This window comes from Microbacterium sp. SGAir0570 (assembly GCF_005491085.2).
GTDB lineage: Bacteria > Actinomycetota > Actinomycetes > Actinomycetales > Microbacteriaceae > Microbacterium > Microbacterium arborescens.
On the sequence record NZ_CP027929.1, the window covers coordinates 945738 to 972371 of the forward strand.

The window sequence follows — 26634 nt, forward strand, 5'->3', positions numbered from 1 at the left end:
GATCGAAGCTCTGCACTGCAGGGGCCCGCGCAGGTGACACTGAACTTCTCCTTCGGGAACCGAGCTCCGTGCCTCTGCGCCGGAGCTTTTGTCATGTCCGGGGCTGGTCGAGGCCGGCGCTCCGCCACCGCGGGGCGTCAGGCACACATCAAGGAGTGACCATGGTGCAGAAGGACGCATCGGTCGCCGAGCTCACGAAGTCATTCGAGGACTCGACTGCCGTTCTGCTGACCGAGTACCGCGGTCTGACGGTGGCCCAGCTCAAGCAGCTGCGCAACAGCATCCGTCAGGACGCGAACTACGCCGTGGTGAAGAACACGCTGACCAAGATCGCCGCGAACAACGCGGGGATCACGTCGCTCGACGAGGACCTCAAGGGTCCCTCGGCCGTGGCGTTCGTGCACGGCGACTTCGTCGCCACCGCCAAGGCTCTGCGTGACTTCGCCAAGGCCAACCCGCTCCTCGTCATCAAGGGCGGCATCTTCGAGGGCAACGCCCTCACCGCCGACGAGGTCAACAAGTACGCCTCGCTCGAGAGCCGCGAGGTTCTGCTGGCCAAGGCCGCGGGCATGATGAAGGCGACGATGGGCAAGGCTGCCGCCACCATCGACGCGCTTCGCGAAAAGCTGGAGACCGCCGACGCCGCGTGAGCGACAGGCGAGCTCTTACACCAACCCCATCTATCTAGGAGATACATCATGGCGAAGCTTTCCACCGAGGAGCTGCTCGAGCAGTTCGCCGGCCTGACCCTCGTCGAGCTCAGCGAGTTCGTGAAGGCGTTCGAGGAGAAGTTCGACGTCACCGCTGCTGCCCCCGTCGCCGTCGCCGGCGCCGCTGGTGGCGCTGGTGCCGCTGAGGCCGAGGAGGAGAAGGACTCGTTCGACGTCATCCTCGAGGCTGCCGGCGACAAGAAGATCCAGGTCATCAAGACGGTCCGCGAGCTCACCTCGCTGGGCCTGGGCGAGGCCAAGGCTGTCGTCGACGGTGCTCCCAAGGCCGTCCTCGAGGGCGCGAACAAGGAGACCGCCGAGAAGGCGAAGGCCGCTCTCGAAGAGGCCGGCGCGACGGTCACCCTCAAGTAATTCCCCGCTCTCACTCGAGAGCAGCACGACGGCCCCGGATGCTGCATCCGGGGCCGTCGTCGTATCTCCCGGTCGTGCCGGGCCCGACGCGCCGAACTCAGTCGCGGCGGGAGAGGGTCGAGTCCCGGACGGCGACGGAGCTGTGTCCGGGGGCTCCCGCCGTCGTCCCCCGCACCACCATCCGCGGCTTGATGCGCATGGTCACCGTGTCGGCTTCGGGGTCCTCGATGTGGCGCAGGAGCAGTTCGACGGCGGCCCGGCCCTGCTCGTGGGGCACCTGTCGCAGCGTCGTCAGGGCGAACATCTCGGCGTTCACGTGGTCGTCGATGCCGACCACGCTCAGGGCGGAGGGGACGAGGATGCCGAGGCGGCGGGCCGCGATGATCGCGCCGATCGCGACGTCGTCGCAGGCCGCCACGATGCCGGTGGGCCGGGATGCCGGGTCGCTCAGGAGGTCGACGGCGGCGGCGTAGCCCGCGGGCATCGAGAGCTCCGCGGGCACGCGGGAGATCTCCGCCGCGAGGCCGGCGCGGCGCATCTCCGACTCATAGCCGGCGTAGCGCTCGGACTCGACGTGCGGCCAGCGGGTCGCATCGGTGCCGCCGAGGAACGCGATGCGGCGGTGCCCGAGCTCGACGAGGTGCGCCGTCGCGAGAGCGGTGGCGTGCGCGTCGTCGAGCGTGACGAGGCTCGTGTCGCCCTCGGTGCCGATGACGCTGACGACGGGCTTGCCCAGCGCCAGCAGTGCGTCGAGCTCGCTCTCGGCCGGTTCGAGGCCTACCGCGATGACACCGTCGAAGCGTCGACGGGCCAGGAAGTCCTCGAACACCCGCCGCCGGGTCTCGGTTCCCGGTCGGGCGTCGTACAGGGTGAGGTCGAGGCCGTGCTCGAGAAGTGCCGCCTGGATGCCCTCGAGGACTTCCCCGAAGAACCAGCGGCTGACATGCGGCATGACGACGCCGACCGTCTGGGTGCGACCGGTCGCGAGGCTCATGGCAGAGGAATGGGCGACGTACGACAGCTCCTGGGCCGCCGCGGCGACCCGCTGGCGGGTCTCCTCCGACACGTATCCCCGGCCGGAGAGGGCTCGGCTCGCCGTCGCCTTGGACACACCTGCTCGGGTGGCGACGTCGGCGATGGTGCTCATGGGACCTCCTCGTCCGTTCGGGAGACCTGCCGGGGGACTCCCACCAGAGCGTAGCGCTTTCCCGCGCGACCGGGAACCGGTTCCAGGCCCGTCCCGTGTGAGCGCTCCCACGAACAGGTGCATTACCACAGGTGATGGTTGTCATTCCGTGATATTCCGCTGGTTGTGCCGGACTCCGCAGGACAGTAGGTTGTCCTGGAATCGGTTCCCCAATGGATGCGGACAAGGCTCCTCTGGGTGAACGATGATCCCGATAGAGGAGAAGTACATGGCATTGTCACAGCGATACCGTCTTCTTGCCCCCGTCGCTCTCATGGGCGCGGCAGCACTGGTGCTGGCTGGGTGCGCCGAAGGTGGCGGCGAAGGCGGCGGCGACGGCGGCGGCGACGCGAAGACGACCGTCCGCATCTCGGGCGGAATCACCGGTGGTGAGGCTGACGCGCTCAACGAGTCGTTCGCACAGTTCACCGAGGACACCGGTATCAAGGTCGAGTACACCGGCGACAAGTCCTTCGAGGGCAACATCGTCACCAAGGTGACCGGTGGCGACGCCCCCGACATCGCGATCGTCCCGCAGCCCGGTCTGCTGAAGACGCTCGTCGAGACCGGCAAGGTGCTGCCCGCATCCGAGGCCGTCGAGAGCGCGGTCGACGAGAACTGGTCGCCGGACTGGAAGAAGTACGGAACGTTCGACGACACCTTCTACGCGGCACCGATGCTCGCGAACCTGAAGGGCTACGTCTGGTACTCGCCCAAGCAGTTCGCCGAGTGGGGCGTCGAAGTGCCCAAGACGTGGGACGAGATGATCGCCCTCACTGACAAGATCGTCGAGACGACCGGCGGGCCCGCCTGGTGCGCCGGCTTCGCCTCCGACGCCGCCTCCGGCTGGCCGGGAACCGACTGGGTCGAGGACCTCGTCCTGCGTCAGGCCGGTCCCGAGGTCTACGACCAGTGGGTCGCCGGTGACGTGAAGTTCACCGATCCTCAGATCAAGTCGGCGTTCGACGCGGTGGGCGAGATCCTGCTCAACCCCGAGTACGTCAACGCGGGCTACGGCGACGTGAAGAGCATCAACTCGACCGCGTTCGGCGACGTCGCCGCGGCCGTCGCGAGCGGCGACTGCGCGCTCACGCACCAGGCCTCGTTCCTGTCGGCGAACTTCCTCGACGTGCAGACCGCCGACGGCGCGACCCCCGAGGTCGCTCCCGACGGTGACGTCTACGCCTTCCTGACCCCGGGGTACACCGAGGGCGAGCTCCAGGTCGAGGGCGGCGGCGAGTTCGTCGCGGCGTTCTCGGACGACGAGTCGACGCAGAAGGTTCTCGAGTTCATGGCCTCTCCCGAGTTCGCTGACGCGCGCGTCAAGCTCGGCGGCGTGATCTCGGCGAACAAGAACGCCGACCCCTCGCTCGCCTCGAGCGAGTTCCTCCAGGAAGCCATGACGACGCTGCAGGACGAGACCACGGTCTTCCGCTTCGACGCATCCGACCTGATGCCGTCCACGGTGGGCTCGGGCTCGTTCTGGAAGGGCATGGTCGACTGGATCGACGGCAAGGACACCGAGACGGTCCTGTCCGACATCCAGGCCGGTTACGAGAACTGATCGTCGCCTGACGATCGGTTGAGCCGAGCGGGGTCGGGCTGCACAAGCCCGGCCCCGCTCCTCCCGTCCGTACCGCCCGGGTACGCCGCTGTACTCAGAAGGGGATCCACATGTCGCAGACGACCGTCGACAGACCTGTCGACACCGAACCTCCCACCACCACCCATGCCACCGATCCGAAGGGGAGGTCGATCACCCGGATCGTCGTCGCCGTCGGCTTCGCCCTGATCGTCGCCATCCTGCTGCTGCTGATCTTCACCGGATCGAGCGAGGAATCGGCGCGCATCACGATCGGGTTCTCACTCAACAGCTTCTTCCTCTGGCTGGGCGCGATGAACCCGCTCATCCAGATCCCCGTGATCCTGGCCGTCTTCGGGCTCGTCGTGGGCATCATCCTGGTGCTCATCGAGTACGCGCCCCGGCCGGGTCGCGGCTACTTCATCATGCGGCTCGTCGCGTGCCTGGTCATCCCGGTGCTCGCGTTCCTGCTGCTGCGCCCCTACGCCAACGCCGTCCTCTACGTCGTCGCGATCGCGCTGCTCGTCGGTGCGCTGCTCTTCTTCGCGGACTTCCGGTCGCGTCAGGGCGCGGGCTACCTGTTCCAGCTCATCCTCTTCATGGCCCCGGCCAGCATCATGCTGGCGCTCGGACTGATCTACCCGGCCATCGCCACGATCTTCAAGTCGTTCTACGACAAGTCGGGCGAGCAGTTCGTGGGCCTCGAGAACTACTTCTGGGTGTTCACGAACCCGACGGGCACGGCCTCGGTCGTCAACACGATCCTGTGGGCGCTCCTCGCTCCGACGATCTCGGTCGCCATCGGACTCGCCTACGCGGTGTTCATCGACCGCGCCCGCGGCGAGAAGGTGCTCAAGGTCCTCGTGTTCATGCCGGTCGCGATCTCGTTCGTCGGCGCCGGCATCATCTGGAAGTTCATGTACGACGCACGGCAGGGGGAGCAGGTCGGCCTGCTCAACGCGATCGTCACGGCGTTCGGCGGCGATCCGATCCAGTGGCTCGCCATCAAGCCGGTCATCAACACCCTCATGCTCCTGGTGGTCTTCATCTGGACCCAGACCGGATTCGCCATGGTGATCCTCTCCGCCGCGATCAAGGCGGTGCCGACCGAGCAGCTCGAGGCGGCGCAGCTGGACGGGACGAACGCCTGGCAGCGGTTCCGCAATGTCACGGTGCCCGGCATCCGCTCGTCGCTGATCGTGGTGCTCACGACCATCACGATCGCATCGCTGAAGGTGTACGACATCGTGGCGGTCATGACCGGCGGCCGCGATGAGACGACCGTGCTCGGCTTCGAGATGGTCAACCAGCAGCAGCGGTTCCAGAGCTACGGGCACTCGTCCGCGCTCGCCGTCGTGCTGTTCCTGTTCGTCCTGCCGCTGATCATCTACAACGCCCGATCGATGGCCAAGCAGAGGGAGATCCGCTGATGACCGTTGCAGCCCCGGCCGCGCCCGTCGACACCCGCACCAAGCGCCAGGTGGCGCGCGACACACGCCGCAACGAGGCGATCGCCCACAAGAAGCTGACGTCGAAGGGCGCGACCATCGCGGCCGTCATCATCGCCGTCTTCTGGACGATCCCGACGTTCGGCCTGTTCGTGACCTCGTTCCGGCCCGGTGCCGACACCCAGTCCACCGGCTGGTGGACCGTCTTCGCCAACCCGGAGTTCACCCTCGACAACTACGCCGAGGCGCTGACGGCCGGAGGAACGTCGACGACGCTCGCCTCGGCGTTCATCAACTCGCTCGCGATCACCATCCCCGCGACGGTGTTCCCGATCGTGATGGCCGCCCTTGCCGCCTACGCGTTCGCGTGGATCGACTTCAAGGGCCGCAGCGCGCTGTTCGTGTTCGTCTTCGCGCTGCAGATCGTGCCGCTGCAGATGGCGCTCGTACCGCTGCTCAGCCTCTTCTCGGAGGGGCTGACCATCAACGACGTGCCGATCTTCCCCGGGTTCGGTCTCAACGAGGTGCAGTACAGCTTCGCCCGCGTCTGGATCGCCCACGCGATCTTCGCCCTGCCGCTGGCGACGTTCATGCTGCACAACTTCATCGCCGAGATCCCGGGAGAGATCATCGAGGCGGCGCGGGTCGACGGCGCCGGCCACGGGCAGGTCTTCTTCCGCATCATCGTCCCGCTGGCAGCTCCGGCGATCGCGTCGTTCGCGATCTTCCAGTTCCTGTGGGTGTGGAACGACCTGCTGGTCGCGACGATCTTCGCGTCGCCGGGAGCTCTGCCGATCACGCAGGCGCTCAACTCGCTGTCGGGCACGTGGGGCAACCGCTGGTTCCTGCAGTCGGCGGGAACCTTCATCTCGATCATCGTGCCGCTGATCGTGTTCTTCGCGCTGCAGCGCTTCTTCGTGCGCGGCCTGCTGGCAGGTGCGACGAAGGGCTGATCGGGAGGAGCGGATGCCGCTGGGGTGCGGGGGCTGTCAGCCCTCGCACCCCAGTCTTTGCTGGATCGAGCGCATCAGGTCGATCTCGGCGCTCTGCGTCTCGATGACGCCGCCGGCGACCTGAACGGCCCGCGGGTCGCTGCCGAGGTCGACGAGGGCCTGGGCCATGGGGATGGCCCCCTGGTGGTGGCGGATCATCAGGCCGAGGAACGTGCAGTCGGCGGCGACGCCGGTCTCGGCATCCAGCTGCGCCAGCTGAGCGGGCGTGGCCATGCCCATCTCGGCGCGGAGCTCTTCGTCGCTCGGCTGCTGCGCCTGAGTCCCGTGGCTGTGAGCGGGGTGCCCGACCATCCACTGCATGAGGGGAGCGGTGGATGCCTGCGGCAGCCCCCACTGGACGAGCCAGTCGTAGAACTCTCCGCGCTGGCCGGCCTGGGCCGTGGCGATGTCGAACGCGAGCGTGCGGATGCCCTCGTCCTCGGTCTTGCGATAGATCGTCATCGCCATCTCGATCGCCTGCGTGTGGTGCACCTGCATGTCGCGGGCGAAGCCGGCCTCGGGGGAGGAGTTGCCGGGAACCGACGGGGAGGTGCCGAAGGCGGAGAAGCGCCCGACGGCGAACGCCGCCCCCGCGACCGCGAGGACGATGAGGAGCACCGCCCACCAGCGCAGGCCGGTGGGCGGCGGGACCGAGCCCTGCGACTCGGTCTCCACCGCGAGGTCGTCGGTCACGCCTTGCCGGGCCCGTCGATCGCGCCCGAGCAGATCGCGTTCGGCTCGGGGACGTTCTGGCTGCGCCAGTACTCGGTGAAAAAGTCGCGGATGCGCTCGTCATCGGCCGAGTCGACCTTCAGCTGCGCGTTCCAGGCGCTCACGGCGATGGGGGTGTCCATGTCGGGGTAGGGCGTCAGCAGCGCGTACGTGCTCGGCATGTAGCCCTCGAGGGTCTCGATGTCGGCATCCGAGACCTGGGCCGGGTCGTACGTGATCCAGACGGCGCCGTGCTCCATCGAGTGGACGGCGTTCTCGTTCGCCTGCGGCTCGGTGTAGACGCCGCAGTTGAGCCAGTACGGGTTGTGCTCGCCGCCGGCCGGCGGGTTCTGCGGGTACTCGACGGTGCCCTCGACGTGAGTCGTGATGTTCTGGAACGTCTCGACGCCGGGGATCTCGCGACCCGTGCTGTTGCCCGCCTCGTACGTGACGGGCCGAGGCGCGAGGACCACCGACGCGGCGATGAGACCCACCACGGCGACCGCGGCGGTCGAGCCGACGACCCACCAGGTCAGCTTGCTGCGACGTCGCTTCGCCAGCTGCTTCTGGTACTCGGCGAGCTTGGCCTGCTTCTGCTGCTCGCGCTGCTGCTTGACGGTGAGGTTGATCTGGGCCTGGGCGGCAGGATTGCCGCTCGTTCGCTTGTCGGCGGACGGAGTCATTGCTGTGACCTCGGTTCGGGGGCAAGGGGAGTGTCGGAGCGCGCGCGGCGCGGAGCCAGCCTATGCGCGTGAATGGTGAATCGGCTGAGAGGCGCGAACGACGCGAACCGGGCGCGGGTTACGATAGAAGGTCGCTCGAAAACGCTGCTGCCACGAAACGAAGAAGACGTGCCCGAAACTCCTCCCCATCATTCCTCCTCCGCCACCGGGGCGATCCGCACGCTGGGCTCGAACCCCGCTACGGCGCCCATCATGCTGCATCCGGGTGACGCGATCCCGACCTCGCGCCGCGTCATCTACATCATCCTGCTCGGCGCGCTGACGGCGCTCGGGCCCTTCACGATCGATCTCTACCTTCCCGCCTTCCCCGCGCTGGAAGCCGACTTCCAGACGACGGCGGCGGCGATTCAGCTCACGCTCACCGGAACGATGGTCGGCTTCGCGCTGGGGCAGCTCATCGTCGGCCCGCTCAGCGACAAGCTGGGGCGCCGCGTCCCGCTGCTGTGCGTGACCGCGCTCCACGTGCTCTCGAGCACGGCCGCCGCCATCGCCCCGACCCTCGAGCTGCTGAGTGCGGCTCGGGTCTTCATGGGCATCGGCGCGGCCGCGGGCGGTGTCGTCGCGATGGCGATCGTCCGCGACCTGTTCGGTGGACGCCGGCTCGTGGTGATGCTGAGCCGACTCGCCCTGGTCTCCGGTGTCGCCCCGGTCGCCGCCCCGCTCGTCGGCTCGGGCCTGCTGACGGTCATGCCCTGGCGCGGCATCTTCGTCGTGCTCGCCGCGTACGGCGCGGTGATGCTGATCGCCTCGCTCTTCCTCGTGCCCGAGACCCTGCCCAAGGCGCGCCGCCGCGACAGCGGTTCCGCCACGGTGTGGCAGCGCTACCGCAGCGTCCTGAGCGATCGCATCTTCATCGGTGTGCTGATCATCGGCGGCATGACCTTCAGCGGACTGTTCTCGTACCTGTCGTCGTCGTCGTTCCTCTTCCAGCAGACCTACGGCTTCGATCCGCAGCAGTACGGCGTCCTGTTCGCCGTCAACTCGCTCGGCGTCGTCCTGGGCGTGCAGACGGCGTCGCGGCTCGCCGCCCGCTTCGGCCCGCAGTGGGTCATGGCGGTCTCGACCGCCGTGCTCGTCGTCGCGGGGGTCGCCATCATCGTCACCGACCAGCTGGGGCTGGGCCTGTGGGGCACGGTCGTGCCGCTGTTCTTCTTCATCACGGCGTGCGGCTTCACCTTCCCCTGCGTGCAGGTGCTCGCTCTCGACCGTCACGGCCGCGCCGCCGGAACCGCGGCATCGCTGATCGGCGCCGTCAACTTCGGCGTCGCCGGCTTCATCTCGCCGCTCGCAGCGTGGATCTCGGGCGGCTCGGGCATCACTGCCACGACGATGGCCTCGGTGATGGCGGGGTGCGCCGTGCTGGCGGTCCTCTCGCTGTGGCTCGTCGTGCGCCCGCGCAGCGTTCCGCAGCTCTCTCCCTGATCGGCGCTTCCGGCGCAAGGGGCGGAGCCGAATCGGCCATCGCCGACACAATGGACCGATGAACGACGCCCCGCCGACCGACCCCCGCCGACTCTGGCCGCGCCGTGCCGCCATCGGAATCGTCCTGATGGTGGCGGGCGCGCTGCTGGGGTGGTGGCTGTTCACGCAGCTGGGCCAGCCCTTCGCCGTCGATCGGTGGTGGAACGAGACGCTGCCGGCCGATCCGGGGGCGGTCGGACTCGTGTTCGGGCTCGTGATGAACCGGATCGGCGGGACGTGGGTGGGGGTGTTCGCGATCCCGATCGCGGTCGCCGTGGCGCTGATCGTGCTGCGCCGGCCCTGGGCTGCGGGTTACTTCCTGGTGGCATCGGCGTTGAGCGCGCTCGTGGTGCAGCTGATCAAGAACCTCGTGGACAGGTCGCGACCCGAAGACATCCTCGTCACGACGGATGCCGGCTCATTCCCGTCCGGGCATACAGCCAATGCGGCCACGATCGCCGTCGTCGCCGTCATCCTCTTTCCGCGCATCTGGGTCGCGATCATCGGGGTCGTGTGGACGGTGCTGATGGCGCTCAGCCGCACGGTCGTGCACGCGCACTGGCTCTCCGACACGGTCGGGGGGATGCTGGTGGGGGCGGGCGTCGCCCTCGTGGTGGCCGCGATGTTCACCGAGCAGCTCGAACGGGAGCGACGCGCGGTTCAGGAGCGGCGGGGCTAGGCTCACCGCCATGAGCGTCTCGCCCGACGATCCGGCCGTTCCTTCCGCTGCCGCGGTCGCTGCGGCCGATCTCGCCCGGCTACGCGCCGAGGCGGAGGCCGCCGAGGCAGCCCTCGTCGCCGCACGGGCGCGCGCCGCCCTGGCCGCCGCCGAAGCGGATGCCGCCCGTGCTGCGGCCGGGCGACCCGAGTCGTCGGGTCCGGACGGGAAAGCCGAGCCGGCGGCTGCGGTCCCGCCACCCGAGCCGTCGGAGTCGGCGGGGGAACCCGAGCCCGCCGATGCGGCGGGTCCTCTCGACGGATCCGAGGTCGACGACATCCGCCGGGGCTACGCGTTCGACGGGCCCGCCCTCGAGCTCGGGGCTCTCCTGAACGGCGAGCCGCTGCGCGATGCGCCGGTCCGCATCCCGCTCGCGATGACGAACCGTCACGGTCTCGTGGCCGGCGCCACCGGCACGGGCAAGACGCGCACCCTGCAGGTTCTCGCGGAGCAGCTCGCGGCGAACGGTGTGCCGGTGTTCGCCGCCGACATCAAGGGCGACCTGTCGGGACTGGCCGAGCCGGGGGAGACGAGCGAGAAGCTGCTCTCCCGGACGGGCGCCATCGGGCAGGAGTGGACGCCGCGCTCTTTCGCGACGGAGTTCCTCGCGCTCGGCGACCGCGGAGCGGGAACGCCCGTGCGCGCGACCGTCTCGGGCTTCGGTCCGCTGCTGCTGAGCCGCGTGCTCGGGCTCAACGCGACGCAGGAGTCGAGCCTCGGTCTCGTCTTCCACTACGCCGACGCCAACGGCCTGGCGCTCGTCGACCTCGCCGACCTGCGCGCGGTGCTGACCTACCTCACGAGCGATGACGGCAAAGCCGAGCTCGCCGAGCTCGGCGGTCTCTCGAAAGCCACGGCCGGTGTCATCCTCCGCGAGCTCATCACCTTCGCCGATGCCGGGGCCGACGTCTTCTTCGGCGAACCGGAGTTCGACGTCCGCGACCTTCTGCGCACCACCGACGCGGGCGAGGGCGTCATCACCCTGCTCGAGGTACCCGGTGTGGCCGACCGGCCGGTGCTCTACTCGACGTTCCTCATGTACCTGCTGGCCGAGCTGTTCGAGGTGCTCCCCGAGGTCGGCGATGCCGACAAACCGGGGCTCGTGTTCTTCTTCGACGAGGCGCATCTGCTGTTTCGCGACGCGTCGAAGGACTTCCTCGCCGCCGTCGTCCAGACCGTCCGCCTGATCCGCTCGAAGGGCGTCGGCGTCTTCTTCGTCACGCAGACGCCCAAGGACGTGCCGTCCGACGTTCTGGCGCAGCTGGGCTCGCGCGTGCAGCACGCGCTGCGGGCCTTCACGCCCGACGACGTCACCGCCCTGCGCGCGAGCGTGCGCACCTACCCGCGCTCGGGCTACGACCTCGAGCGGGTCCTCCAGGAGCTCGGCACCGGCGAGGCGATCGTCACGGTGATGAACGAGAAGGGCGCGCCCACGCCCGTCGCCTGGACGCGGCTCCGCGCGCCGCAGGCCGCGATGTCGCCGGCGACGGCAGCGGAGGTCGAGGCCCGCGTGTCGGCATCCGAGATCCGGCCGCGCTACGCCGAGGCGATCGACCGCGAGTCGGCGCGCGAGATCCTCACAGCCCGCATGAACGCGGCCCAGGCGGCGCTCGACGCGGCCGAGGCCGAGGCCGCGCGCCGCAAGGCCGAGCAGGACGCCGCGAAGCTGCGCGCCAAGGCCGACGCCGCCTACGCGAAGCAGCTCGCAGCCATCCGCAAGCAGGCCGCGGCCGACGAGGCGAAAGAGCGTCGCGAATACGACCGGATGCTGCGCAGCATGACCTCGAACACGCGGTCGCGCCGGAAGACGCCGGCGGAGCAGATCCTCGGCTCGCGTGCGGCCCAGGAGGTGCTGACCGGCGTCATCCGGGGCATCTTCGGCACCGGGCGGCGCTGAGGACGCGCCCGGGCCGACGGCGCCTCAGGGGCGGACGATGTCGAGCGGCATCGTCGAGGTGTCGATGCGCGGATCGTCGTCCTGCCCGGCGACGAGAGCCTCGGCCTCGGCGATCGTCTCGACCGTCGGCACGGAGCCGAGGAGGGGCCGCTGGGCCGTCTCGCGCATCGCGAAGAGCGCGACGGCGGCGAGAGCCGAGAAGAACATGATGTAGAACGCCGGCATGTACGTGTTGCCCGTCCACTCGATGAGCGCCTGGCTGAACAGCGGGGTCGTGCCGCCGAAGAGCGACACGGCCAGGTTGTAGGCGATGCCCATCGCGCCGAAGCGGGTGGCGGTGGGGAACAGTGCCGGCAGGGCGCTCGCCGAGATCGCGACGAACAGCGCCACCGGCACCGCGATGATGCCCAGCGCGATGAAGACCGCCCACAGCTCGCCGATCTGCATGATCGCGAACGCCGGCACCGTCAGGACGAGCGACGCTCCGATCGCGAATGCGTAGATGCGCCGCCGGCCGAAGCGGTCGCTGAGCCGGCCGACGAAGGGCAGGGTCGCCGACATCACCACGAGCACGGGAACCGTCGCCACCGCGGCGGAGAGGTTCGAGAGTCCGACCTCCTTCTCGAGGTAGGTCGGCATGTAGCTGGTCAGCGCGTAGCCGGCCGTGTTGGTCGCCGCGACGATCGCCACGGCGACGAGGATCGTCCGCCAGTGGTGGCGCAGGATGCCGCCGATGCCGTGACGAGCCATCGGGTCGTCCTTGCTGGGCGCCGCGGCCGACTCCGACTCCTGCTCGAACGCCGGGGTCTCCGGGATGCGCAGGCGGAACCAGATGGCGACGATGCCGAGCGGGATGGCGACGAGGAACGGGATGCGCCAGCCGCCGTCGACCATCGCGTCGGGGCCCCAGAGTCCCTGCGTGATGAGGGTGGTCAGCGCGACGACCGTGGCGCCGGCGGCGAAGCCGACGTACGAGCCGACGTCGAGCCACGAGGCCCAGAAGCCCCGCGAGCGGTCGGGTGAGAACTCGGTCACGTACGTCGAGGCCCCGGCGTACTCGCCGCCGGTCGAGAAGCCCTGCACCATCTTCAGCACATACAGGGGCACGACCGCCCAGATGCCGATCTGCGCCGAGGTCGGCAGCAGGCCGATGAGCGCGGTCGCGGTCGCCATCATCGCCATCGTCAGGAACAGGACCTTCTGCCGCCCGATCCGGTCGCCGAGGGGGCCGAGCACGATCCCGCCCAGGGGACGCACGAGGAACGACACGGCGAAGCCGAGGAGGGTCACCAGCAGGCCCCACGGGTCGGGGATGTCCTCGGCGAAGACGACGGTGAGCGTCACGGCGAGGTAGCCGTAGATGCCGAAGTCGAACCATTCCATGAAGTTGCCGACGACGGTGCCCGAGATGGCGGTTCGGACCTTCTTGCGTTCGACGACGATGACGTCGTCGACCTCGAGACGTCGGCGGGCGGGCCGCTTCGTGCGCGTGCGTGACATATTCGGTTCTCCTCCGGCAGCGTCGCCGGGCTCGGGTCGCCAGACGACTGTCCTTCGCTCACGGGAGCGTAGACCCCGGTGCCGGGGCGGGCGCAATCTCGCGCGGGGGCGTTGCGATCCGGCGCATCGCCGCCTATCGCGCGCGCGTGAGGCGACGCGGACACAGTGCCCGGGCGGCAACGGGCGATCCGTCGCATGTCAAGTCGTGTCGGTCGGGACCGGTCCGCGCCTACCGTCTGATCATGACCGAGCTGACCGCACCTACCGGACACGAGCCCGAGCTGCAGGCGCAGCCCCGACCGGACGGATCGGCGCCGCGAGCCCTCGTCCTCGGCGCCACCGGATACATCGGCGGACGGCTCGTGCCACGTCTCGTCGCGGCGGGATACCGCGTGCGCGTGCTGGCGCGCACGCCCGAACGCGTCGCGAGCTTTCCGTGGGGCGACGCCGTCGAGATCGTGGGCGGCTCGGCCGACGACGCGGATGCCGTCGCCGAGGCCGTGTCCGACGTGGACGTCGTCTACTACCTGATCCACTCGATGGGGGCGGGGGCAGGCTTCGAGGAGGCCGACGAACGGGCCGCCCGCACGGTCGCCGATGCCGCGGCGGCGGCATCCGTGAAGCGCATCGTCTATCTCGGCGGCCTCCACCCCTCCGATGCCGAGTTGTCGCCGCACCTGCGCTCGCGCGTGGAGGTCGGCGAGATCCTGCTGGAGTCCGGCGTGCCGACCCTCGTGCTGCAGGCGGGCGTCGTCATCGGGTCGGGGTCGGCGTCGTTCGAGATGGTGCGTCACCTCACCGACGTGCTGCCGTACATGCCGGCGCCCAAGTGGGTGCGAAACCGCATCCAGCCGATCGCGGTCCGCGACGTGCTGCATTACCTGCTCGGCGCGGCGCGCGTGGATCCCGAGCTGAACCGCGCCGTCGACATCGGCGGTCCCGACGTGCTGCGCTACGGGCAGATGATGAACGGATACGCCCTCGAGGCGGGCCTGCGGCAGCGGGCGATCGCGGCCCTGCCGGTGCTCACACCCGGGCTCGCCTCGCACTGGGTGAACCTCGTGACGCCCGTGCCACGCGCCATCGCACGCCCGCTCATCGCGTCGCTCCAGAACGAGTGCGTCATGGACGACCACGACATCGACGACATCATCCCGCAGCCCGAGGGAGGCCTGACCTCGTACCGGACGAGCGTGCGGCTGGCGCTCGGCCGGGTGGATGCCGACGAGGTCGAGACGAGCTGGCAGGACGCCGACGTGCTCGGCGCGCCGAGCGATCCGCTGCCGAGCGACCCCGAGTGGGCAGGCCGGACCGTCTTCACCGACGAGCGCTCCGCCGACACGAGCGCCTCGCCCGAGCGACTGTGGGAAGTGATCGCCGGCATCGGCGGCACGAACGGCTGGTACTCGGCGCGCGCGCTGTGGGAGATCCGCGGCTGGATGGACCGCCTGGTCGGCGGCATCGGCCTCGCGCGCGGGCGCCGCAGCCGGGGCAAGGTGCGGGTGGGGGATGCGATCGACTTCTGGCGTGTCGAGGCCGTCGAGGAGGGGCGCCTGCTGCGTCTGCGTGCCGAGATGCGGGTGCCGGGGGAGGCCTGGCTCGAGCTGAAGGTCGCGCCGCGCGAGGGCGGTGCCCGGTACGAGCAGCGCGCGATCTTCTTCCCGCGCGGTCTGGCCGGGCGACTGTACTGGCTCGGCGTTCTGCCGTTCCACGGGCTCATCTTCACCGCGATGGCGACGCGCATCACCGAGATGGCGGAAGGAAAGGTCGAGGAAGGGCGGATCGCCGTCGAGAACACCCACGCCGACGACGACACGGCGCGAGCGGGGACGGACGCCCCTAGGGTGGGGTCGTGAGCCGTTCCGCCGCCGTCATCACCGTGTCCGATCGCTCGGCCCGGGGTGAGCGTCCGGATGCGGCCGGTCCCGTCGCCGTCGAGGCCTTGCGCGCCGCGGGATGGGACTGCGCCGACGCCGCCGTCGTCGCCGACGGTGCCGCCTCGGTGGCCGGGGCGCTGCGGGCCGCGATCGCAGGCGGAGCGCGTCTGATCGTGACGACCGGCGGAACCGGCGTGGCGCCGCGCGACGAGACTCCCGAGGGCACCGGCGAGGTCATCGAGCGCGAGCTGCCCGGCGTGGCCGAAGAGCTGCGCCGGCGCGGGGTAGCCGAGACGCCCACGGCCGTCCTCTCGCGCGGGCGAGCAGGGGTGGCCGGGCGAACGCTCATCGTGAACCTGCCGGGGTCGCCACGCGCCGTGGCATCCGGTATCGACGTGGTGACGGGGATCGCCGGGCACGTCGTCGCCCAGCTCGACGGGCACGATCACTGATGGGCGAGATCCGCATCGCCCGCATCACCGCGGAGCCCCTCGACGTCTCCCAGCATCTCGCGGCCGTCGATTCCCCCGCCATCGGGGCCGTGACGAGCTTCGTCGGGACCGTGCGCGATCACGACCCGGATGCCGCCGGCGCGGTCTCGGCGCTGCACTACGAGGCTCACCCCGACGCCGAGACGACACTGCGGGCCATCGCTGCGGCCGCGCTCGGCGACCGCGACGGCATCGTGGCGGTCAGTCACCGCATCGGCGACCTCGCGGTGGGGGATGCCGCCGTCGTCATCGCGGTGGGCACGGCGCACCGGGGCGACGCATTCGAGGTGTGCCGCGAGCTGATCGAGGCGATCAAGCGCGAGCTGCCGATCTGGAAGCAGCAGATCGAGGCGGACGGCACGACGGCGTGGAAGGGGATCGGCGGCTGATCCTCTCGGACGGCGGGTGACTCAGCCGCCGGCGAAGGGCGGGAGGATGTCGACGGTGACGTCGGGGCCGATCTCGCTGGAGTCGGCGGCGCGTGCGCCGTCGACCAGGACGGCGCATTTCGGCAGGATCGCCGCCAGCCCGGGATGCTCCCGCGACAGTGCGTCGCGCAGAGCGCCGAGGCTGTTCTCGGAGCGAACCTCCTCGCTCCGTCCCGCGCGCTCGGCAGCCGCGGCGAAGTAGCGGACGCGCGCCATCAGGCGCCCTCGCCGGGGCGCTGCCAGTCGCCGCTGCGGCCGCCGGACTTCGCGGTGATGCGGATGTTCTCGATCGAGGTCGCCTTATCGATGCCCTTCACCATGTCGACGACGGCGAGGGCGGCGACCGAGACCGAGGTGAGCGCCTCCATCTCGACGCCGGTGCGGTCGGCGGTGCGCGCGGTCGCCTCGATCTCGATGCCCGCGTCGGTGATGTCGAGGTCGACGACGACCCCGTGCACCCCGATCACATGGGCGAGGGGGAGAAGCTCCGGCGTGCGCTTGGCTGCCTGGATGCCGGCGATGCGCGCGACGGCGAGGACGTCGCCCTTCGGCACCGTGCCGTCGCGGAGGGATGCGACGACCTCGGGCGAGCAGCGGACGAACCCGCGAGCCGTCGCAGCGCGGACGGTCGGCTGCTTCGCGGTGACGTCGACCATGCGAGCGTGACCGGCGTCGTCGAGGTGAGTGAAGCTCATGCCCTCATCCTTCCAGCAGCAGGACCTCGACGAGGTCGCCGGGCTCGACGACGGCCGTCTCGGCCGGGACGACCGCGTACGCCTCGGCGAGGGCGAGGGCGCCCGCCAGGTGCGAGCCCGAGCCGCCCGGTGTCGCCGGGCGCACGCGCCACCGGGCGGGATCGCTGCGGTCGATGACTGCGGGAAGGTACTGCCGGCGCCCCGGCGGTGTGTGCCAGGATTCGGCAGCGGGAAGACGCAACGCGGGCCGGTGGAGGTCTGAGCGGCACTGGAGGGCGAGCAGGGCGGGGCGCACGAACACGTCGAATGACACCGCCGCGCTCACCGGATTGCCCGGCAGGCCGAAGACGAGGGTTCCCGACGGCAGGACCCCGAAGGCCTGCGGCTTGCCCGGCTGCATCGCCACCCGCGAGAAGCGCAGTGCGTCGCCGAGCTCGGTCTTGACGACCTCGTAAGCGCCCGCGCTCACCCCTCCCGAGGTGATGACGACATCCGCGCGGGATCCTCCGGTCGTCGCTGCGGCGATCTCGCGACGGAACGCGCTGCCGCCGTCGTCGACGTGCACACGGCGGACGACGTCGCCGCCCGCCTGACGGACGAGCGTCTCGAGCAGCAGGCCGTTGGACTCGGGAATCTGCCCGCGGGAGCGGGGAAGACCGGGCTCGACCAGTTCGCTGCCGGTCGAGATGACGACGACGTGCGGTGCCTCCGAGACCGTGACCCGTGCGATGTCGGCGGCAGCGAGGGCGGCGAGCTGCCGAGGGCCGAGCGGCACACCGGAGTCCAGCACCGTATCGCCTGGGCGGATGTCGTCGTGCGCGCGCCGGAGGAACACGCCCCGCCGGGCGGGGGCCGCGAGCACGCGCGCGGTCGTCAGCGAATCGTCGAGGCCCCCCGCGGTGTCTTCGAACGGCACGATCGTGTCGGCGTCCGTCGGCACCGGGGCGCCCGTCATGATGCGCGCGGCCTGCCCGGGGCTCAGGGACGGATCGTCGGCGGAGCCGGCCGGCAGGTCGGCGACGACCGCCAGATCGACGGGGTGCTCGGGCGACGCGCCCGCGACGTCGTCGAAGCGCACGGCGAAACCGTCCATCGCCGAGTTGTCGAAGTCGGGGATGCCCCCGCGGGCGACGGCGGCCTCGCGGAGGACGCAGCCGGCGGCATCGGCGAGCCCGACCGTGCGGGTCGGCAGCGGGCGGACGGCGGCGAGGACGTCGGCGAGCTGCTCCTCGACGGTGCGCAGCCCGCCGCTCACGACTGCCACCGCGCGAGCCCGCCCGCGAGCACGGATGCCGCGACACCGCGGCCCCGGAGGGCATCGGCCGCGCGATGGGCTCGGATGCCGTGCGCGCACACGACCACGACCCGCTCGGCGTCGACGCGGTCAGGGGCCGCGAGCAGTTCTCCCAGCGGCAACACCACCGATCCGGGAAGCACGCCGGTCGCCGTCTCGTGGGGCTCGCGTACATCGAGCACCACCGCACCGGCGGACTGCAGCGCTCGGAGCTGCTCGAGGTCGACCTCGGGCGCCGCCGTCCACGTCCGCTCGGGTGGGGTCGGCGGAACGGGGGCCTGCGATAGCGCACTCGACGCCGCGCGCAGCGGCACCTCGCTCTGGGTGCCGGTGAGGGCGTCGACGACGACGAGCCGGCCCAGGAGCGGTTCGCCCACTCCGGTGATGAGCTTGATCGCCTCGGTCGCGAGCATCCCGCCCACCGTCATGCAGAGCGAGCCGAGCACGCCGACCTCGGCGCACGTCGGCAGGTCGTCGGCGCTGCCGGCCGGGTAGAGATCGTCGAGGCCGATCGCCGGTACGCCTTCGGGTGGCGCGGTCCAGAAGACGGTGACCTGCGCGTGGAACTCCTGGATCACGCCCCAGACGAGCGGCAGCCCGAGCGAAGCGCACGCGGCGGCCACGACGGTGCGGGTCTCGAACGTGTCGGTGCCGTCGATGACGAGGTCGCTCCCCGCCAGCAGCCGCGACGCGTTGGCGGCATCCAGCCGCTCCCGACGCGTCTCGATCCGGGTCTCGGGGGAGAGCGCGGCGGCGGCGCGCACGGCGGAGGCGACCTTCGGCGAACCGACGTCGTCGACCCGGTGGATGACCTGGCGCTGGAGGTTGGCGTACTCGACCTCGTCGTCGTCGATGACGGTGATCGTCCCGACTCCGGCAGCTGCGAGGGCGAGGATCACCGGCGAGCCGAGGCCTCCTGCGCCGACGACGGCGACGTGGGAGGCCGCGAGTCGCCGCTGCCCCTGGTCGCCGAGGCCCGCGAGGACGGCGTGCCTCGCGGTGCGCTCGCGCTCGCGATCCGACAGAGGCCCGGTGGCGGCGACAAGAGGCGGGACGGTCATGGGATCAGGCTAGACGCGCGCGGGGGCAACCCGGGCGGACGGGAGGCGAGGCGTCACACGCATCCGTGAATGCGGCGGATTCGGCCCCGTCGGTCCGCAAATGCGGGTAAGTTCAGCGCATGACGGCATACCGAATCTCGGAGGCGGCGCGCCTGCTCGGCGTCAGTGACGACACCGTGCGCCGCTGGATCGACCACGGCGTCCTCCCGGTCACCGATGAAAGCCCCGCACGGGTGCCGGGCGACGCGCTCGCCGCCCACGCGGTCGAGCTGGCTTCGGCCGCAGCCGACCCGTCGGACCGGCTTTCGAGCGCCCGCAACCGATTCGTCGGCCTCGTCACCCGCGTGCAGATCGACGGCGTGATGGCGCAGGTCGACGTGCAGTCCGGACCGCACCGGATCGTGTCGCTGATGTCGGCCGAGGCGGCGCGCGAGCTCGAGCTCGAGCCCGGGTCTCTCGCCGTCGCCGTCGTCAAGGCCACCACCGTCGTCGTCGAGACCCCGAAGGACTGAGCCGTGCGCACCCGACGAACGAGCCTCGCCGCCCTCGCCGCCGCCCTACTCCTCCTGGCCGGATGCGCCGCGGGCGGCGGCCCCGACGCGGGGACGGATGCCGCGCCCGGCGTCGCGGAGTCGGAGTCCGGGTCCGCGGCCCCCGACATCTCAGGCGAGGTCACCGTGTTCGCCGCGGCGTCGCTGAAGGCGGGCTTCGACGAGCTGGCTGTGCGGTTCGAGCAGCGGCATCCGACGGTCGCCATCTCGCCCATCAGCTACGACGGGTCGTCGACGCTCGCGACGCAGCTGACCGAGGGCGCCCCCGCCGACGTGTTCGCCTCGGCCGACGAGGCGAACATGCAGAAGGTCGTCGCGGCCGGGCTCGCGGCCGACCCGCAGATCTTCGCGACGAACCGCCTCACCCTCGTCGTGCCCGCCGGCAACCCCGGCGCGGTCGCCGGCCTCGCCGACCTCGCGGACGCCGACCGCACCGTCGTGCTGTGCGCACAGGCGGTGCCGTGCGGGGCGGCGTCGGAGACGCTTCTCAGCGACGCCGGTGTCACGGCGAGCGTCGACAGCTACGAGCAGAACGTCACGGCCGTATTGACGAAGGTCGCCGGCGGCGAAGCCGATGCGGGGCTCGTCTACGTCACGGATGCCGCCCTGACCGACGACGTCGAGATCGTCGACACTCCCGGCGTCGACGAGGTGGTCAACCGCTATCCGATCGCCGCGCTGGCCGGCGCCCGTGCGCCCGAGGCCGCCGAGCAGTTCGTCGCCTACGTACTGTCTGCGGACGGCCAGGCGGTGCTCCGCCGTCTCGGGTTCGGGGCGCCGTGAGCGGCGGCCGGGCAGGCGGTCACCGGTCGACGCGCCGCGACGCGTCGGGGTATGTGCCGCGTGTCCTGCTCGTGCCGGCCGTCGTCGGGCTCGCGCTGCTCGTGGTCCCGCTCGTCGCGCTGGTGGGGCGCGTCGACCCCGCGACGGTGTGGGCCGACGTCACCTCGCCCGAGGCCGGCGCGGCGCTCGCGCTCTCGCTGCAGACCGCGCTCGCGGCCACCGCTGCGTGCATCGTGCTCGGCGTTCCGCTCGCCCTGACGATCGCCCGAGCAGGCGCCCGCGGTGCGGCGGTGCTGCGCGCCGTCGTGACGGTCCCGCTCGTGCTGCCGCCCATGGTCGGCGGCGTCGCACTGCTGTTCCTGTTCGGGCGGACCGGCTGGCTGGGCGCGATGCTCGGCGAAGCCGGCATCCGCATCCCCTTCACGACCACGGCCGTCGTCATCGCGCAGACCTTCGTCGCCCTGCCCTTCCTCGTCCTCGCGCTCGAAGGCTCCCTGCGGGCCACGGGAGCCGGTTACGAGCAGACCGCCGCCGCTCTCGGTGCGGGACGGTGGCGCATCCTGTTCCGGGTCACCCTGCCGCTCGCCGCCCCCGGCCTCATCGCAGGAACCGTGCTGTGCTTCGCGCGCGCCCTCGGCGAGTTCGGCGCCACCGCCCTCTTCGCGGGCAACGCGCCCGGCGTCACGCAGACGATGCCGCTGGCGATCTACACGGCGTTCAACGGTGCGGGGGTGTCGCAGGGAACGGCTGTCGCGCTGTCGCTCCTGCTGCTGATCACCGCGATCGCGGCGCTCCTGCTCGTGCGCGCCTGGCGGCCGGGCGGCGCCCGATGAGCGCGCGGCTCACCGCCCGCGTCCGGGTGCAGCGCCCGGGCATCACCGTGGCCGCCGAGCTCGTCGCCGAACCGGGCGAGGTCGTCGCGGTCATGGGGCCGAGCGGCGCGGGCAAGACGACGGTGCTCGAGGCGATCGCCGGCCTCGTCCCGCTCGACGAGGGGTCGATCCGTGTCGACGACGACGAGGTCGCCGGTCCCGGCCGCCGCGTGGCGCCGCAGCGTCGCGGCATCGTGCTGCTGCGACAGGACCCGGGGCTCTTCCCGCACCTCTCGGTGCGCGAGAACGTCGCCTTCGGGCTCCGCTCTCGCGGCGAGCCGGCGCGCCGGGCGCGCGTCACCGCCGACGACTGGCTCGAACGCGTCGGTCTCGCCGGCGTCGGCGGCCGGTACCCCCGAGAGCTGTCCGGCGGTCAGCAGCAACGGGTCGCCCTCGTCCGCGCGCTCGCCGCGCGGCCCCGCGTCGTCCTGCTCGACGAACCGTTCACGGCGCTCGACCCGGCGACCGCCGCGTCGCTGCGGACGATGCTCGGCGAGCAGCTGCGGGCCGCCGGGACGACGGCCGTCATCGTCAGCCACGACGCCCTCGATGCCGCGGCGGTGGCCGATCGGCTCGTCGTGCTCGAGGAGGGAACCGTGACGCAGAGCGGCTCGGTCCGAGAGGTGCTGCGGAGCCCGGCGACGGCGTTCGGTGCGGCGATCGCGGGAGTGAACCGCGTCGTCGGGGACGTGGTCGGTCATGGCGACGGAGCGGTCTGGCGGGCCGGTGCCCTCGCGATCGCGCGGCCGGGTGAGGGCGGCGGATCGGTCGCCGCGCTGTTCCGTCCGGGCGACGTCCGGCTCGAGGAGATCGGGGCCGGCGACGGGCTCGTGCGGCCGGAGGCCGCGTCGTCGGACGACGGCCGTGTCGCGTGGCGGGCCCCCGTGGTCCGGCTCGAACCCACCGTCGGCGGGGTGCGGGTGCTCGTCGCCGATCCGCCGCTGGCGGTCGACATCCCGGTGGATCTGGCCGCGGACCTTCGTGCGGGCGCATCGGTGACGCTCTCACTGCCGACCGCCGCGATCACGTGGGGCTGAGTGGCACGATGGGGGCATGCCCCACATGCGTGCCGTCCGGCCCGGCGATGACGCCGCGCTGAGCGAGATCTGTCTGCGAACCGCCGACCACGGCTCCGATGCCGCGGGGATCTTCGACGACGACGACATCTGGGGAGCGATCTACGTGCTGCCCTACGCCGAGCGGCATCCGGATCTCTCCTTCGTCGTGGCCGATGACGACGACCGCGCGATCGGTTATGTCGTCGCGACGCCCGATACCGATGCCTTCGAGGAGTGGTTTCGCGCCGAGTGGTGGCCGCGGTTCGCCGGTCGCTGGCCGGAGCCCGCGCCCGACGACACCTCGCGGCAGGCGGGCACGCTGCGGTACGCCTACGGCCGACGTCCCGGAGCCGAGCCGCTCGCCGAGGCGTATCCGGCGCACCTGCACATCGACCTGCTGCCCGGGGCGCAGGGACAGGGGTGGGGGCGACGGCTGATCGACCGGGTGTCGGAGCAGCTGCGGGCGTCGGGCATCACCCGTCTGCACCTGGTCGCGTCGGCCGCCAACGCCGGCGCGCTCGCCTTCTACGACCGCCTGGGCTTCGAGCGCCTGCCCTCCTCTCCCGGCGCGCAGGCGTTCGGCATCGATCTCGGGCGCTGAGGCCCGGTCGCGCGGCGCCGCCGAGGTCCCAGTTGGGCCGGGTCTGCCGGCTGGATTTCCGGCTCAATGGGGACCTCGGGTTGCGCAGGGGCGGTCGCGGCGGGCCACGGCGAGCGAAGTCCCACACGGGCCGGGTCTGCCGCTAGGTTTCCCGGCCGAACTGGGACCTCGCGGGGTGGGGGCGCGCGTCAGCCCGTGATCAGACGCCCGTCGGAGATGCGGACCGTGCGGTCGACGAGCGAGCTCGGCACCCGCACGTGCGAGATGAGCACGACGGCACGTTCCTCGTCGACGGCCGAGAGCAGATCGCGCATCAGCGCGTCGGATGCCGCGGGGTCGACCCCGGCCGTCGGCTCGTCGAGCACGAGCACGGGGAAGCCGTGCAGCAGTGCACGAGCGAGCGCGATGCGCTGCGCCTGGCCGCCCGAGACGAGGGCGCCGTGCTCGCCGACGCGAGCGTCGAGACCGCCGCGCTCGCGCAGCCAGCCGCCCAGCCCGACGCGCTCGAGCACGGCCTCCAGCTCGGCGTCGGTCGCGGTGTCGCGGGCGAACAGGAGGTTCTGGCGGATGTCCTCGTCGAAGAGCATCGGCTGCTGCTCGCACAGTCCGACCGTCAGACGCACGTCGTCGGGGGAGAGGTCCCGCACGTCGGTGCGCCCGACGCGGTAGCTCCCGTCGACGTCGAGGAACCGGACGAGGGCATGGGCGAGCGTCGACTTGCCCGCACCGCTCGAGCCGACGACGAGCAGACGCTCGCCCGGGCGGACATCGAGGTCGACGCCCGTGAGAGCGGGACGCTCGGCGCCGGGCCACGTCACCGACACGTCGCGGAGGTGCAGGCCGTCGCCGAGCGCGGGCGCGACACCCGTGGGAGCGACGCTGCTGTCGACGAGGCCGGCGGGGATGCCGCTCGGCACGGTCTCGGCGATGCGTTCTGCCGACGCGCGCACCTGACGCCAGGATGCCGCTGCGAGCGGAACCGTCTGGAAGACCTCGAACACGGCCATCGGCACGAGGACGGCGACGGCCAACCACGGACCGCCGAGCGCGGCGACATCCGGAGCGGTGACCATGACCGCGAGGATCGACGCGGCGCCGGCGGCGAGTGAGACGATGGCCGCGCTTCCGGCCTGCGCCCCGGCTCGGCGGACGACCGCACGGCGGAGGTCGGCGTCGGCTGCCTCGATACGGCGCCGGCTCTGCGCCTCGGCTCCGTACGCCAGCAGGACGTCGAGGCTGCCGAGGTGGTCGGCGACGGCGTCGGCGAGCCGGGCGCGGAGCGGCGCGATCGTGCGCTCCGCGCGGGCGCCTGCCACCCAGCCCCAGCCGGTGGCCGCCGCCGCGGCGACGACGAGGCAGCCGAGCAGGGTGAGCCCGGCGGGCCACGAGACGGTCATGACGAAGATCACGGCGGCGAGGGCGACCGTGGCCGATGCCACGAGCGGCTCGACGACCCGCAGCGGCAGATTCTGCAGGTCATCGACATCGTCGACGAGGGCGGACAGGGCGGATCCCCGGCGGATGCGGCCGAGCCCGTCGGGCGCCAGCGGAATGAGACGCCGGACGAGGTCGGTGCGCGTCGTGGCGAGCTGGCGCAGCGCCGCGTCGTGCGACGTGAGGCGCTCGAGGTAGCGGAAGACGGCCCGCGAGATCGCGAACGCCCGTACCCCGACCACGGCGGCCATCACGTACATCACCGCGGGCTGCTCGCTCGCGCGGACGATGAGCCATGCGCTGCACGCGAGGAGCGCGACGGCCGAGGCCTCCGTCGCGAAGCCGGTCGCGAGCGCGCGCCAGAACCGTCTCGGTGGCGGCATCGCGCCCCGGAGCACGTCGGCGGTCGTCGTCATGCCGTCACCTCGGATCGGGGTCGCACGTCCACCAGCACGTCGGCGATGGAGCGGGCCGTCTCCCGGTGCGAGACGAGCAGGACGGTCGCGCCGTCATCCGCGACGCGGCGCAGGCTCTGCCACAGGGCGGCCTCGGTCTCGGCGTCGAGAGCCGCGCTCGGCTCGTCGAGGGCGATCACCGGCGCACCGACGCTCTCGTGCCGGAAGAGGGCGCGCGCGACCGCGACCCGCTGCGCCTGACCGCCGGAGAGGCCCGCGCCGCGGACGCCGAGCTCGAGCGCCGGGTCGAGGTCGGCGGCGCCGGCAGCCACCAGCGCGCGCGAGATGGCACGCTCGTCCGCGGCCCCCGCGGTGCGGTCTGCCGAAGCGCCGAGAGTGACGTTCTCGGCGACAGTGCCGGCGATGAGGCCCGGATCCTGTCCGGCCCAGGCGAGCCACGACGCCGGCGGCGGAACCTGCGCTCCGTCGAGCGTCAGGTCGCCCTCGAAGGGGGCCACGCCGCGCAGTGCGGCGAAGACGCTGGACTTGCCGGCGCCGCTCGGCCCCGACAGGAGCGTGATCGTGCCCGGCCTCGCCGTGAACGACACCGGTGCGAGCAGCGAGTCGCCGCGCTGCACCCGAAGCTCACGGGCGCGGAGGACGCCGCGCTCCGCCGCCGCGGTCGTCGCGGCATCCGTCGGCGCCGGGATCGCGGCAGCCTGCTGCGGCAGCGCCCTCGCGGCGTCGAGGACCTCGAAGACGTCGTCGGTGGCGGCGACCCCCTCTGCGGCGGCGTGGAACTGCACGCCGACCTGACGGAGCGGAAGATACGCCTCGGGGGCGAGCAGCAGCACGAAGAGCCCGACCGATAGGCCGAGCGAGCCGTCGATGAGCCGGAAGCCGATCGACACCGCCACGATCGCGACGGAGATCGACGCGAGGAACTCCAACGCGAAGCCCGACAGGAACGACACCCGCAGGACGCGCATCGTCTCGATGCGGTAGTTCTCCGTCACGCGTTCGATCGACGTCGCTGCGCGGTGCTGCCGCCCGAACACGGTGAGCGTCGACAGGCCCCGGACGGTGTCGGCGAAGCGGGCGGCGAGCTGGCGGAGCGTCTGCCATTGCGCGCGCTGGACGGCGCGGGTCGCCAGGCCGATCAGCACCATGAACAGCGGGATCAGCGGCATCGTCAGCAGGACCGTGAGCCCGGAGATCCAGTCGCTCCACCAGATGACGGCGATGAGCACCGGGGTCGCGATGACCGTCAGGACGAGCTGCGGCAGGTAACGGCCGAAGTAGGCGTCCAGCGCGTCGAGGCCGCGGCCTGCCGTGACGGCGAGTTGAGCGGAGTTGCGGCTCGCGAGCCATCCGGGGCCGAGGCGACCGACGGCGGAGGTGAGTGCGCCGCGCAACTCGCTGCGCACCCGGGCAGCGGCGCGAGCAGAGACGGCTTCGCGCAGCCAGAGGAGCCCGGCGCGCGCGGCGACGACGGCCGCGAGAGCGGCGAGGGTTCGCATGAGGTCGGCGATCGGCATCCCGCCGATGGCGCCGACGATGGCCTGCGTGGTCAGCCACGCGGAGCCGACGATCACGATGGTCTGGGCGAGGCCGATCGCCCCGATCGCGACGAAGAAGACGCGCGAGGCGCGGGCATAGCGCAGCAGCCGCGGATCGACGGGCCGCCCGCTCGAGCGCGCGGGCGCCTCGGGGTCGTCCATGCTCACCCTTCGATCCTGCCTTACCCGGGACCGGGATGCCTCGGGCCCGGCGC

General features: G+C 71.5%; 26 protein-coding genes. 16 read left to right on the top strand and 10 right to left on the bottom strand.

What is annotated here, in order from left to right; all coding sequences use genetic code 11:
• The first annotated feature begins 161 nt into the window (after positions 1–161).
• Complete coding sequence (rplJ, locus tag C1N74_RS04410; protein WP_023952031.1) at positions 162–650, top strand: 50S ribosomal protein L10; 489 nt, start codon at positions 162–164, stop codon at positions 648–650.
• 48 nt (positions 651–698) lie between these two features.
• Positions 699–1082 carry a 50S ribosomal protein L7/L12 gene (gene rplL / locus C1N74_RS04415; protein ID WP_023952029.1) on the top strand — a complete coding sequence of 128 codons (384 nt, stop codon included), beginning with the start codon at positions 699–701 and terminating at the stop codon, positions 1080–1082.
• A 97-nt stretch (positions 1083–1179) separates the two neighbouring features.
• On the opposite strand, the gene C1N74_RS04420 is transcribed toward rplL, so the two are convergent.
• Positions 1180–2229, bottom strand: coding sequence for a LacI family DNA-binding transcriptional regulator (locus C1N74_RS04420; protein WP_023952027.1), 1050 nt, complete (start codon positions 2227–2229; stop codon positions 1180–1182).
• 268 nt (positions 2230–2497) lie between these two features.
• Here C1N74_RS04420 and C1N74_RS04425 point away from each other — a divergent pair, with 268 nt between their 5' ends.
• The 3 genes from C1N74_RS04425 (at position 2498) to C1N74_RS04435 (ending at position 6251) form a co-directional block, all read left to right on the top strand.
• Complete coding sequence (locus C1N74_RS04425) at positions 2498–3832, top strand: ABC transporter substrate-binding protein (RefSeq protein ID WP_023952025.1); 1335 nt, start codon at positions 2498–2500, stop codon at positions 3830–3832.
• A 110-nt stretch (positions 3833–3942) separates the two neighbouring features.
• Positions 3943–5280: a carbohydrate ABC transporter permease gene (locus C1N74_RS04430; RefSeq protein ID WP_023952023.1), complete on the top strand. Its 1338-nt coding sequence runs from the start codon at positions 3943–3945 to the stop codon at positions 5278–5280.
• Positions 5280–6251, top strand: coding sequence for a carbohydrate ABC transporter permease (locus C1N74_RS04435; RefSeq protein ID WP_023952021.1), 972 nt, complete (start codon positions 5280–5282; stop codon positions 6249–6251). The genes C1N74_RS04430 and C1N74_RS04435 overlap by 1 nt, the downstream gene beginning before the upstream one ends.
• A 36-nt stretch (positions 6252–6287) precedes the next feature.
• Here C1N74_RS04435 and C1N74_RS04440 read toward each other — a convergent pair whose 3' ends face one another.
• Together C1N74_RS04440 and C1N74_RS04445 are read right to left on the bottom strand one after the other, a co-directional pair.
• Positions 6288–6983 (bottom strand): DUF305 domain-containing protein, encoded by a 696-nt coding sequence (locus tag C1N74_RS04440; RefSeq protein ID WP_309147421.1) that lies wholly within the window; start codon positions 6981–6983, stop codon positions 6288–6290.
• Entirely contained in the window at positions 6980–7684 is a 705-nt protein-coding gene (locus C1N74_RS04445; protein ID WP_023952017.1) for a DUF3105 domain-containing protein, read from the bottom strand. Before C1N74_RS04445 ends, C1N74_RS04440 begins: the two co-directional genes overlap by 4 nt.
• Positions 7685–7936: 252 nt before the next feature.
• Between C1N74_RS04445 and C1N74_RS04450 the strand changes: the two genes are divergently transcribed.
• Genes C1N74_RS04450 through C1N74_RS04460 form a run of 3 tightly spaced genes read left to right on the top strand, consistent with a single transcriptional unit; the run spans position 7937 to position 11820 of the window.
• Positions 7937–9166, top strand: a complete 1230-nt coding sequence (locus C1N74_RS04450) for a multidrug effflux MFS transporter (protein WP_137750963.1) — start codon at positions 7937–7939, stop codon at positions 9164–9166.
• Positions 9167–9224: 58 nt separating this feature from the next.
• Positions 9225–9884 carry a phosphatase PAP2 family protein gene (locus C1N74_RS04455; protein ID WP_064955972.1) on the top strand — a complete coding sequence of 220 codons (660 nt, stop codon included), beginning with the start codon at positions 9225–9227 and terminating at the stop codon, positions 9882–9884.
• Between the two features lie 10 nt (positions 9885–9894).
• Positions 9895–11820 (top strand): helicase HerA-like domain-containing protein, encoded by a 1926-nt coding sequence (locus tag C1N74_RS04460; protein WP_137750065.1) that lies wholly within the window; start codon positions 9895–9897, stop codon positions 11818–11820.
• 24 nt (positions 11821–11844) lie between these two features.
• Here C1N74_RS04460 and C1N74_RS04465 read toward each other — a convergent pair whose 3' ends face one another.
• A complete protein-coding gene (locus tag C1N74_RS04465; RefSeq protein ID WP_023952009.1) occupies positions 11845–13320 on the bottom strand; it encodes an MFS transporter in 1476 nt (491 codons plus the stop codon).
• 242 nt (positions 13321–13562) lie between these two features.
• Here C1N74_RS04465 and C1N74_RS04470 point away from each other — a divergent pair, with 242 nt between their 5' ends.
• Genes C1N74_RS04470 through C1N74_RS04480 form a run of 3 tightly spaced genes read left to right on the top strand, consistent with a single transcriptional unit; the run spans position 13563 to position 16077 of the window.
• Positions 13563–15176: an SDR family oxidoreductase gene (locus C1N74_RS04470; RefSeq protein WP_137750066.1), complete on the top strand. Its 1614-nt coding sequence runs from the start codon at positions 13563–13565 to the stop codon at positions 15174–15176.
• Positions 15173–15649 (top strand): molybdenum cofactor biosynthesis protein B, encoded by a 477-nt coding sequence (locus tag C1N74_RS04475; protein WP_023952005.1) that lies wholly within the window; start codon positions 15173–15175, stop codon positions 15647–15649. Before C1N74_RS04470 ends, C1N74_RS04475 begins: the two co-directional genes overlap by 4 nt.
• Complete coding sequence (locus C1N74_RS04480; protein ID WP_064955969.1) at positions 15649–16077, top strand: molybdenum cofactor biosynthesis protein MoaE; 429 nt, start codon at positions 15649–15651, stop codon at positions 16075–16077. Before C1N74_RS04475 ends, C1N74_RS04480 begins: the two co-directional genes overlap by 1 nt.
• Before the next feature lie 21 nt (positions 16078–16098).
• Here C1N74_RS04480 and C1N74_RS04485 read toward each other — a convergent pair whose 3' ends face one another.
• The 4 genes from C1N74_RS04485 to C1N74_RS04500 are packed head-to-tail and all read right to left on the bottom strand — an operon-like array spanning position 16099 to position 19166.
• Positions 16099–16332, bottom strand: a complete 234-nt coding sequence (locus C1N74_RS04485) for a MoaD/ThiS family protein (RefSeq protein WP_023952001.1) — start codon at positions 16330–16332, stop codon at positions 16099–16101.
• Positions 16332–16811 (bottom strand): cyclic pyranopterin monophosphate synthase MoaC, encoded by a 480-nt coding sequence (moaC, locus tag C1N74_RS04490; RefSeq protein ID WP_023951999.1) that lies wholly within the window; start codon positions 16809–16811, stop codon positions 16332–16334. Before moaC ends, C1N74_RS04485 begins: the two co-directional genes overlap by 1 nt.
• 4 nt (positions 16812–16815) lie before the next feature.
• A complete protein-coding gene (glp, locus tag C1N74_RS04495) occupies positions 16816–18075 on the bottom strand; it encodes a gephyrin-like molybdotransferase Glp (RefSeq protein ID WP_375538050.1) in 1260 nt (419 codons plus the stop codon).
• Positions 18063–19166, bottom strand: a complete 1104-nt coding sequence (locus C1N74_RS04500) for a ThiF family adenylyltransferase (protein ID WP_137750067.1) — start codon at positions 19164–19166, stop codon at positions 18063–18065. Before C1N74_RS04500 ends, glp begins: the two co-directional genes overlap by 13 nt.
• Positions 19167–19285: 119 nt before the next feature.
• Here C1N74_RS04500 and C1N74_RS04505 point away from each other — a divergent pair, with 119 nt between their 5' ends.
• The 5 genes from C1N74_RS04505 to C1N74_RS04525 are packed head-to-tail and all read left to right on the top strand — an operon-like array spanning position 19286 to position 23031.
• Positions 19286–19678, top strand: a complete 393-nt coding sequence (locus C1N74_RS04505) for a molybdopterin-binding protein (protein ID WP_023951991.1) — start codon at positions 19286–19288, stop codon at positions 19676–19678.
• A 3-nt stretch (positions 19679–19681) separates the two neighbouring features.
• Positions 19682–20500: a molybdate ABC transporter substrate-binding protein gene (modA, locus tag C1N74_RS04510; RefSeq protein ID WP_137750068.1), complete on the top strand. Its 819-nt coding sequence runs from the start codon at positions 19682–19684 to the stop codon at positions 20498–20500.
• Positions 20497–21333, top strand: coding sequence for an ABC transporter permease (locus C1N74_RS04515; RefSeq protein WP_137750069.1), 837 nt, complete (start codon positions 20497–20499; stop codon positions 21331–21333). The genes modA and C1N74_RS04515 overlap by 4 nt, the downstream gene beginning before the upstream one ends.
• Positions 21330–22409, top strand: coding sequence for an ABC transporter ATP-binding protein (locus C1N74_RS04520; RefSeq protein WP_137750070.1), 1080 nt, complete (start codon positions 21330–21332; stop codon positions 22407–22409). The genes C1N74_RS04515 and C1N74_RS04520 overlap by 4 nt, the downstream gene beginning before the upstream one ends.
• Before the next feature lie 16 nt (positions 22410–22425).
• Entirely contained in the window at positions 22426–23031 is a 606-nt protein-coding gene (locus C1N74_RS04525) for a GNAT family N-acetyltransferase (RefSeq protein ID WP_071918402.1), read from the top strand.
• Between the two features lie 188 nt (positions 23032–23219).
• Here the strand turns inward: C1N74_RS04525 and cydC are convergent, their stop codons facing one another.
• The gene (gene cydC, locus C1N74_RS04530; protein WP_137750071.1) at positions 23220–24881 is read right to left on the bottom strand and encodes a thiol reductant ABC exporter subunit CydC; all 1662 of its coding nucleotides are present in this window, start codon (positions 24879–24881) and stop codon (positions 23220–23222) included.
• A complete protein-coding gene (cydD, locus tag C1N74_RS04535) occupies positions 24878–26581 on the bottom strand; it encodes a thiol reductant ABC exporter subunit CydD (protein WP_137750965.1) in 1704 nt (567 codons plus the stop codon). Before cydD ends, cydC begins: the two co-directional genes overlap by 4 nt.
• Between the last annotated feature and the right edge of the window lie 53 nt (positions 26582–26634).

Excerpts from the sequence above, each read along its gene's own strand:
- rplJ (WP_023952031.1), top strand. The coding sequence starts at position 162 with ATGGTGCAGAAGGACGCATCGGTCGCCGAGCTCACGAAGTCATTCGAG.
- rplL (WP_023952029.1), top strand. The coding sequence starts at position 699 with ATGGCGAAGCTTTCCACCGAGGAGCTGCTCGAGCAGTTCGCCGGCCTG.
- C1N74_RS04420 (WP_023952027.1), bottom strand. The coding sequence starts at position 2,229 with ATGAGCACCATCGCCGACGTCGCCACCCGAGCAGGTGTGTCCAAGGCG.
- C1N74_RS04425 (WP_023952025.1), top strand. The coding sequence starts at position 2,498 with ATGGCATTGTCACAGCGATACCGTCTTCTTGCCCCCGTCGCTCTCATG.
- C1N74_RS04430 (WP_023952023.1), top strand. The coding sequence starts at position 3,943 with ATGTCGCAGACGACCGTCGACAGACCTGTCGACACCGAACCTCCCACC.
- C1N74_RS04435 (WP_023952021.1), top strand. The coding sequence starts at position 5,280 with ATGACCGTTGCAGCCCCGGCCGCGCCCGTCGACACCCGCACCAAGCGC.
- C1N74_RS04445 (WP_023952017.1), bottom strand. The coding sequence starts at position 7,684 with ATGACTCCGTCCGCCGACAAGCGAACGAGCGGCAATCCTGCCGCCCAG.
- C1N74_RS04450 (WP_137750963.1), top strand. The coding sequence starts at position 7,937 with ATGCTGCATCCGGGTGACGCGATCCCGACCTCGCGCCGCGTCATCTAC.
- C1N74_RS04455 (WP_064955972.1), top strand. The coding sequence starts at position 9,225 with ATGAACGACGCCCCGCCGACCGACCCCCGCCGACTCTGGCCGCGCCGT.
- C1N74_RS04460 (WP_137750065.1), top strand. The coding sequence starts at position 9,895 with ATGAGCGTCTCGCCCGACGATCCGGCCGTTCCTTCCGCTGCCGCGGTC.
- C1N74_RS04465 (WP_023952009.1), bottom strand. The coding sequence starts at position 13,320 with ATGTCACGCACGCGCACGAAGCGGCCCGCCCGCCGACGTCTCGAGGTC.
- C1N74_RS04470 (WP_137750066.1), top strand. The coding sequence starts at position 13,563 with ATGACCGAGCTGACCGCACCTACCGGACACGAGCCCGAGCTGCAGGCG.
- C1N74_RS04480 (WP_064955969.1), top strand. The coding sequence starts at position 15,649 with ATGGGCGAGATCCGCATCGCCCGCATCACCGCGGAGCCCCTCGACGTC.
- C1N74_RS04485 (WP_023952001.1), bottom strand. The coding sequence starts at position 16,332 with ATGGCGCGCGTCCGCTACTTCGCCGCGGCTGCCGAGCGCGCGGGACGG.
- moaC (WP_023951999.1), bottom strand. The coding sequence starts at position 16,811 with ATGAGCTTCACTCACCTCGACGACGCCGGTCACGCTCGCATGGTCGAC.
- C1N74_RS04500 (WP_137750067.1), bottom strand. The coding sequence starts at position 19,166 with ATGACCGTCCCGCCTCTTGTCGCCGCCACCGGGCCTCTGTCGGATCGC.
- C1N74_RS04505 (WP_023951991.1), top strand. The coding sequence starts at position 19,286 with ATGACGGCATACCGAATCTCGGAGGCGGCGCGCCTGCTCGGCGTCAGT.
- C1N74_RS04520 (WP_137750070.1), top strand. The coding sequence starts at position 21,330 with ATGAGCGCGCGGCTCACCGCCCGCGTCCGGGTGCAGCGCCCGGGCATC.
- C1N74_RS04525 (WP_071918402.1), top strand. The coding sequence starts at position 22,426 with ATGCCCCACATGCGTGCCGTCCGGCCCGGCGATGACGCCGCGCTGAGC.
- cydC (WP_137750071.1), bottom strand. The coding sequence starts at position 24,881 with ATGACGACGACCGCCGACGTGCTCCGGGGCGCGATGCCGCCACCGAGA.
- cydD (WP_137750965.1), bottom strand. The coding sequence starts at position 26,581 with ATGGACGACCCCGAGGCGCCCGCGCGCTCGAGCGGGCGGCCCGTCGAT.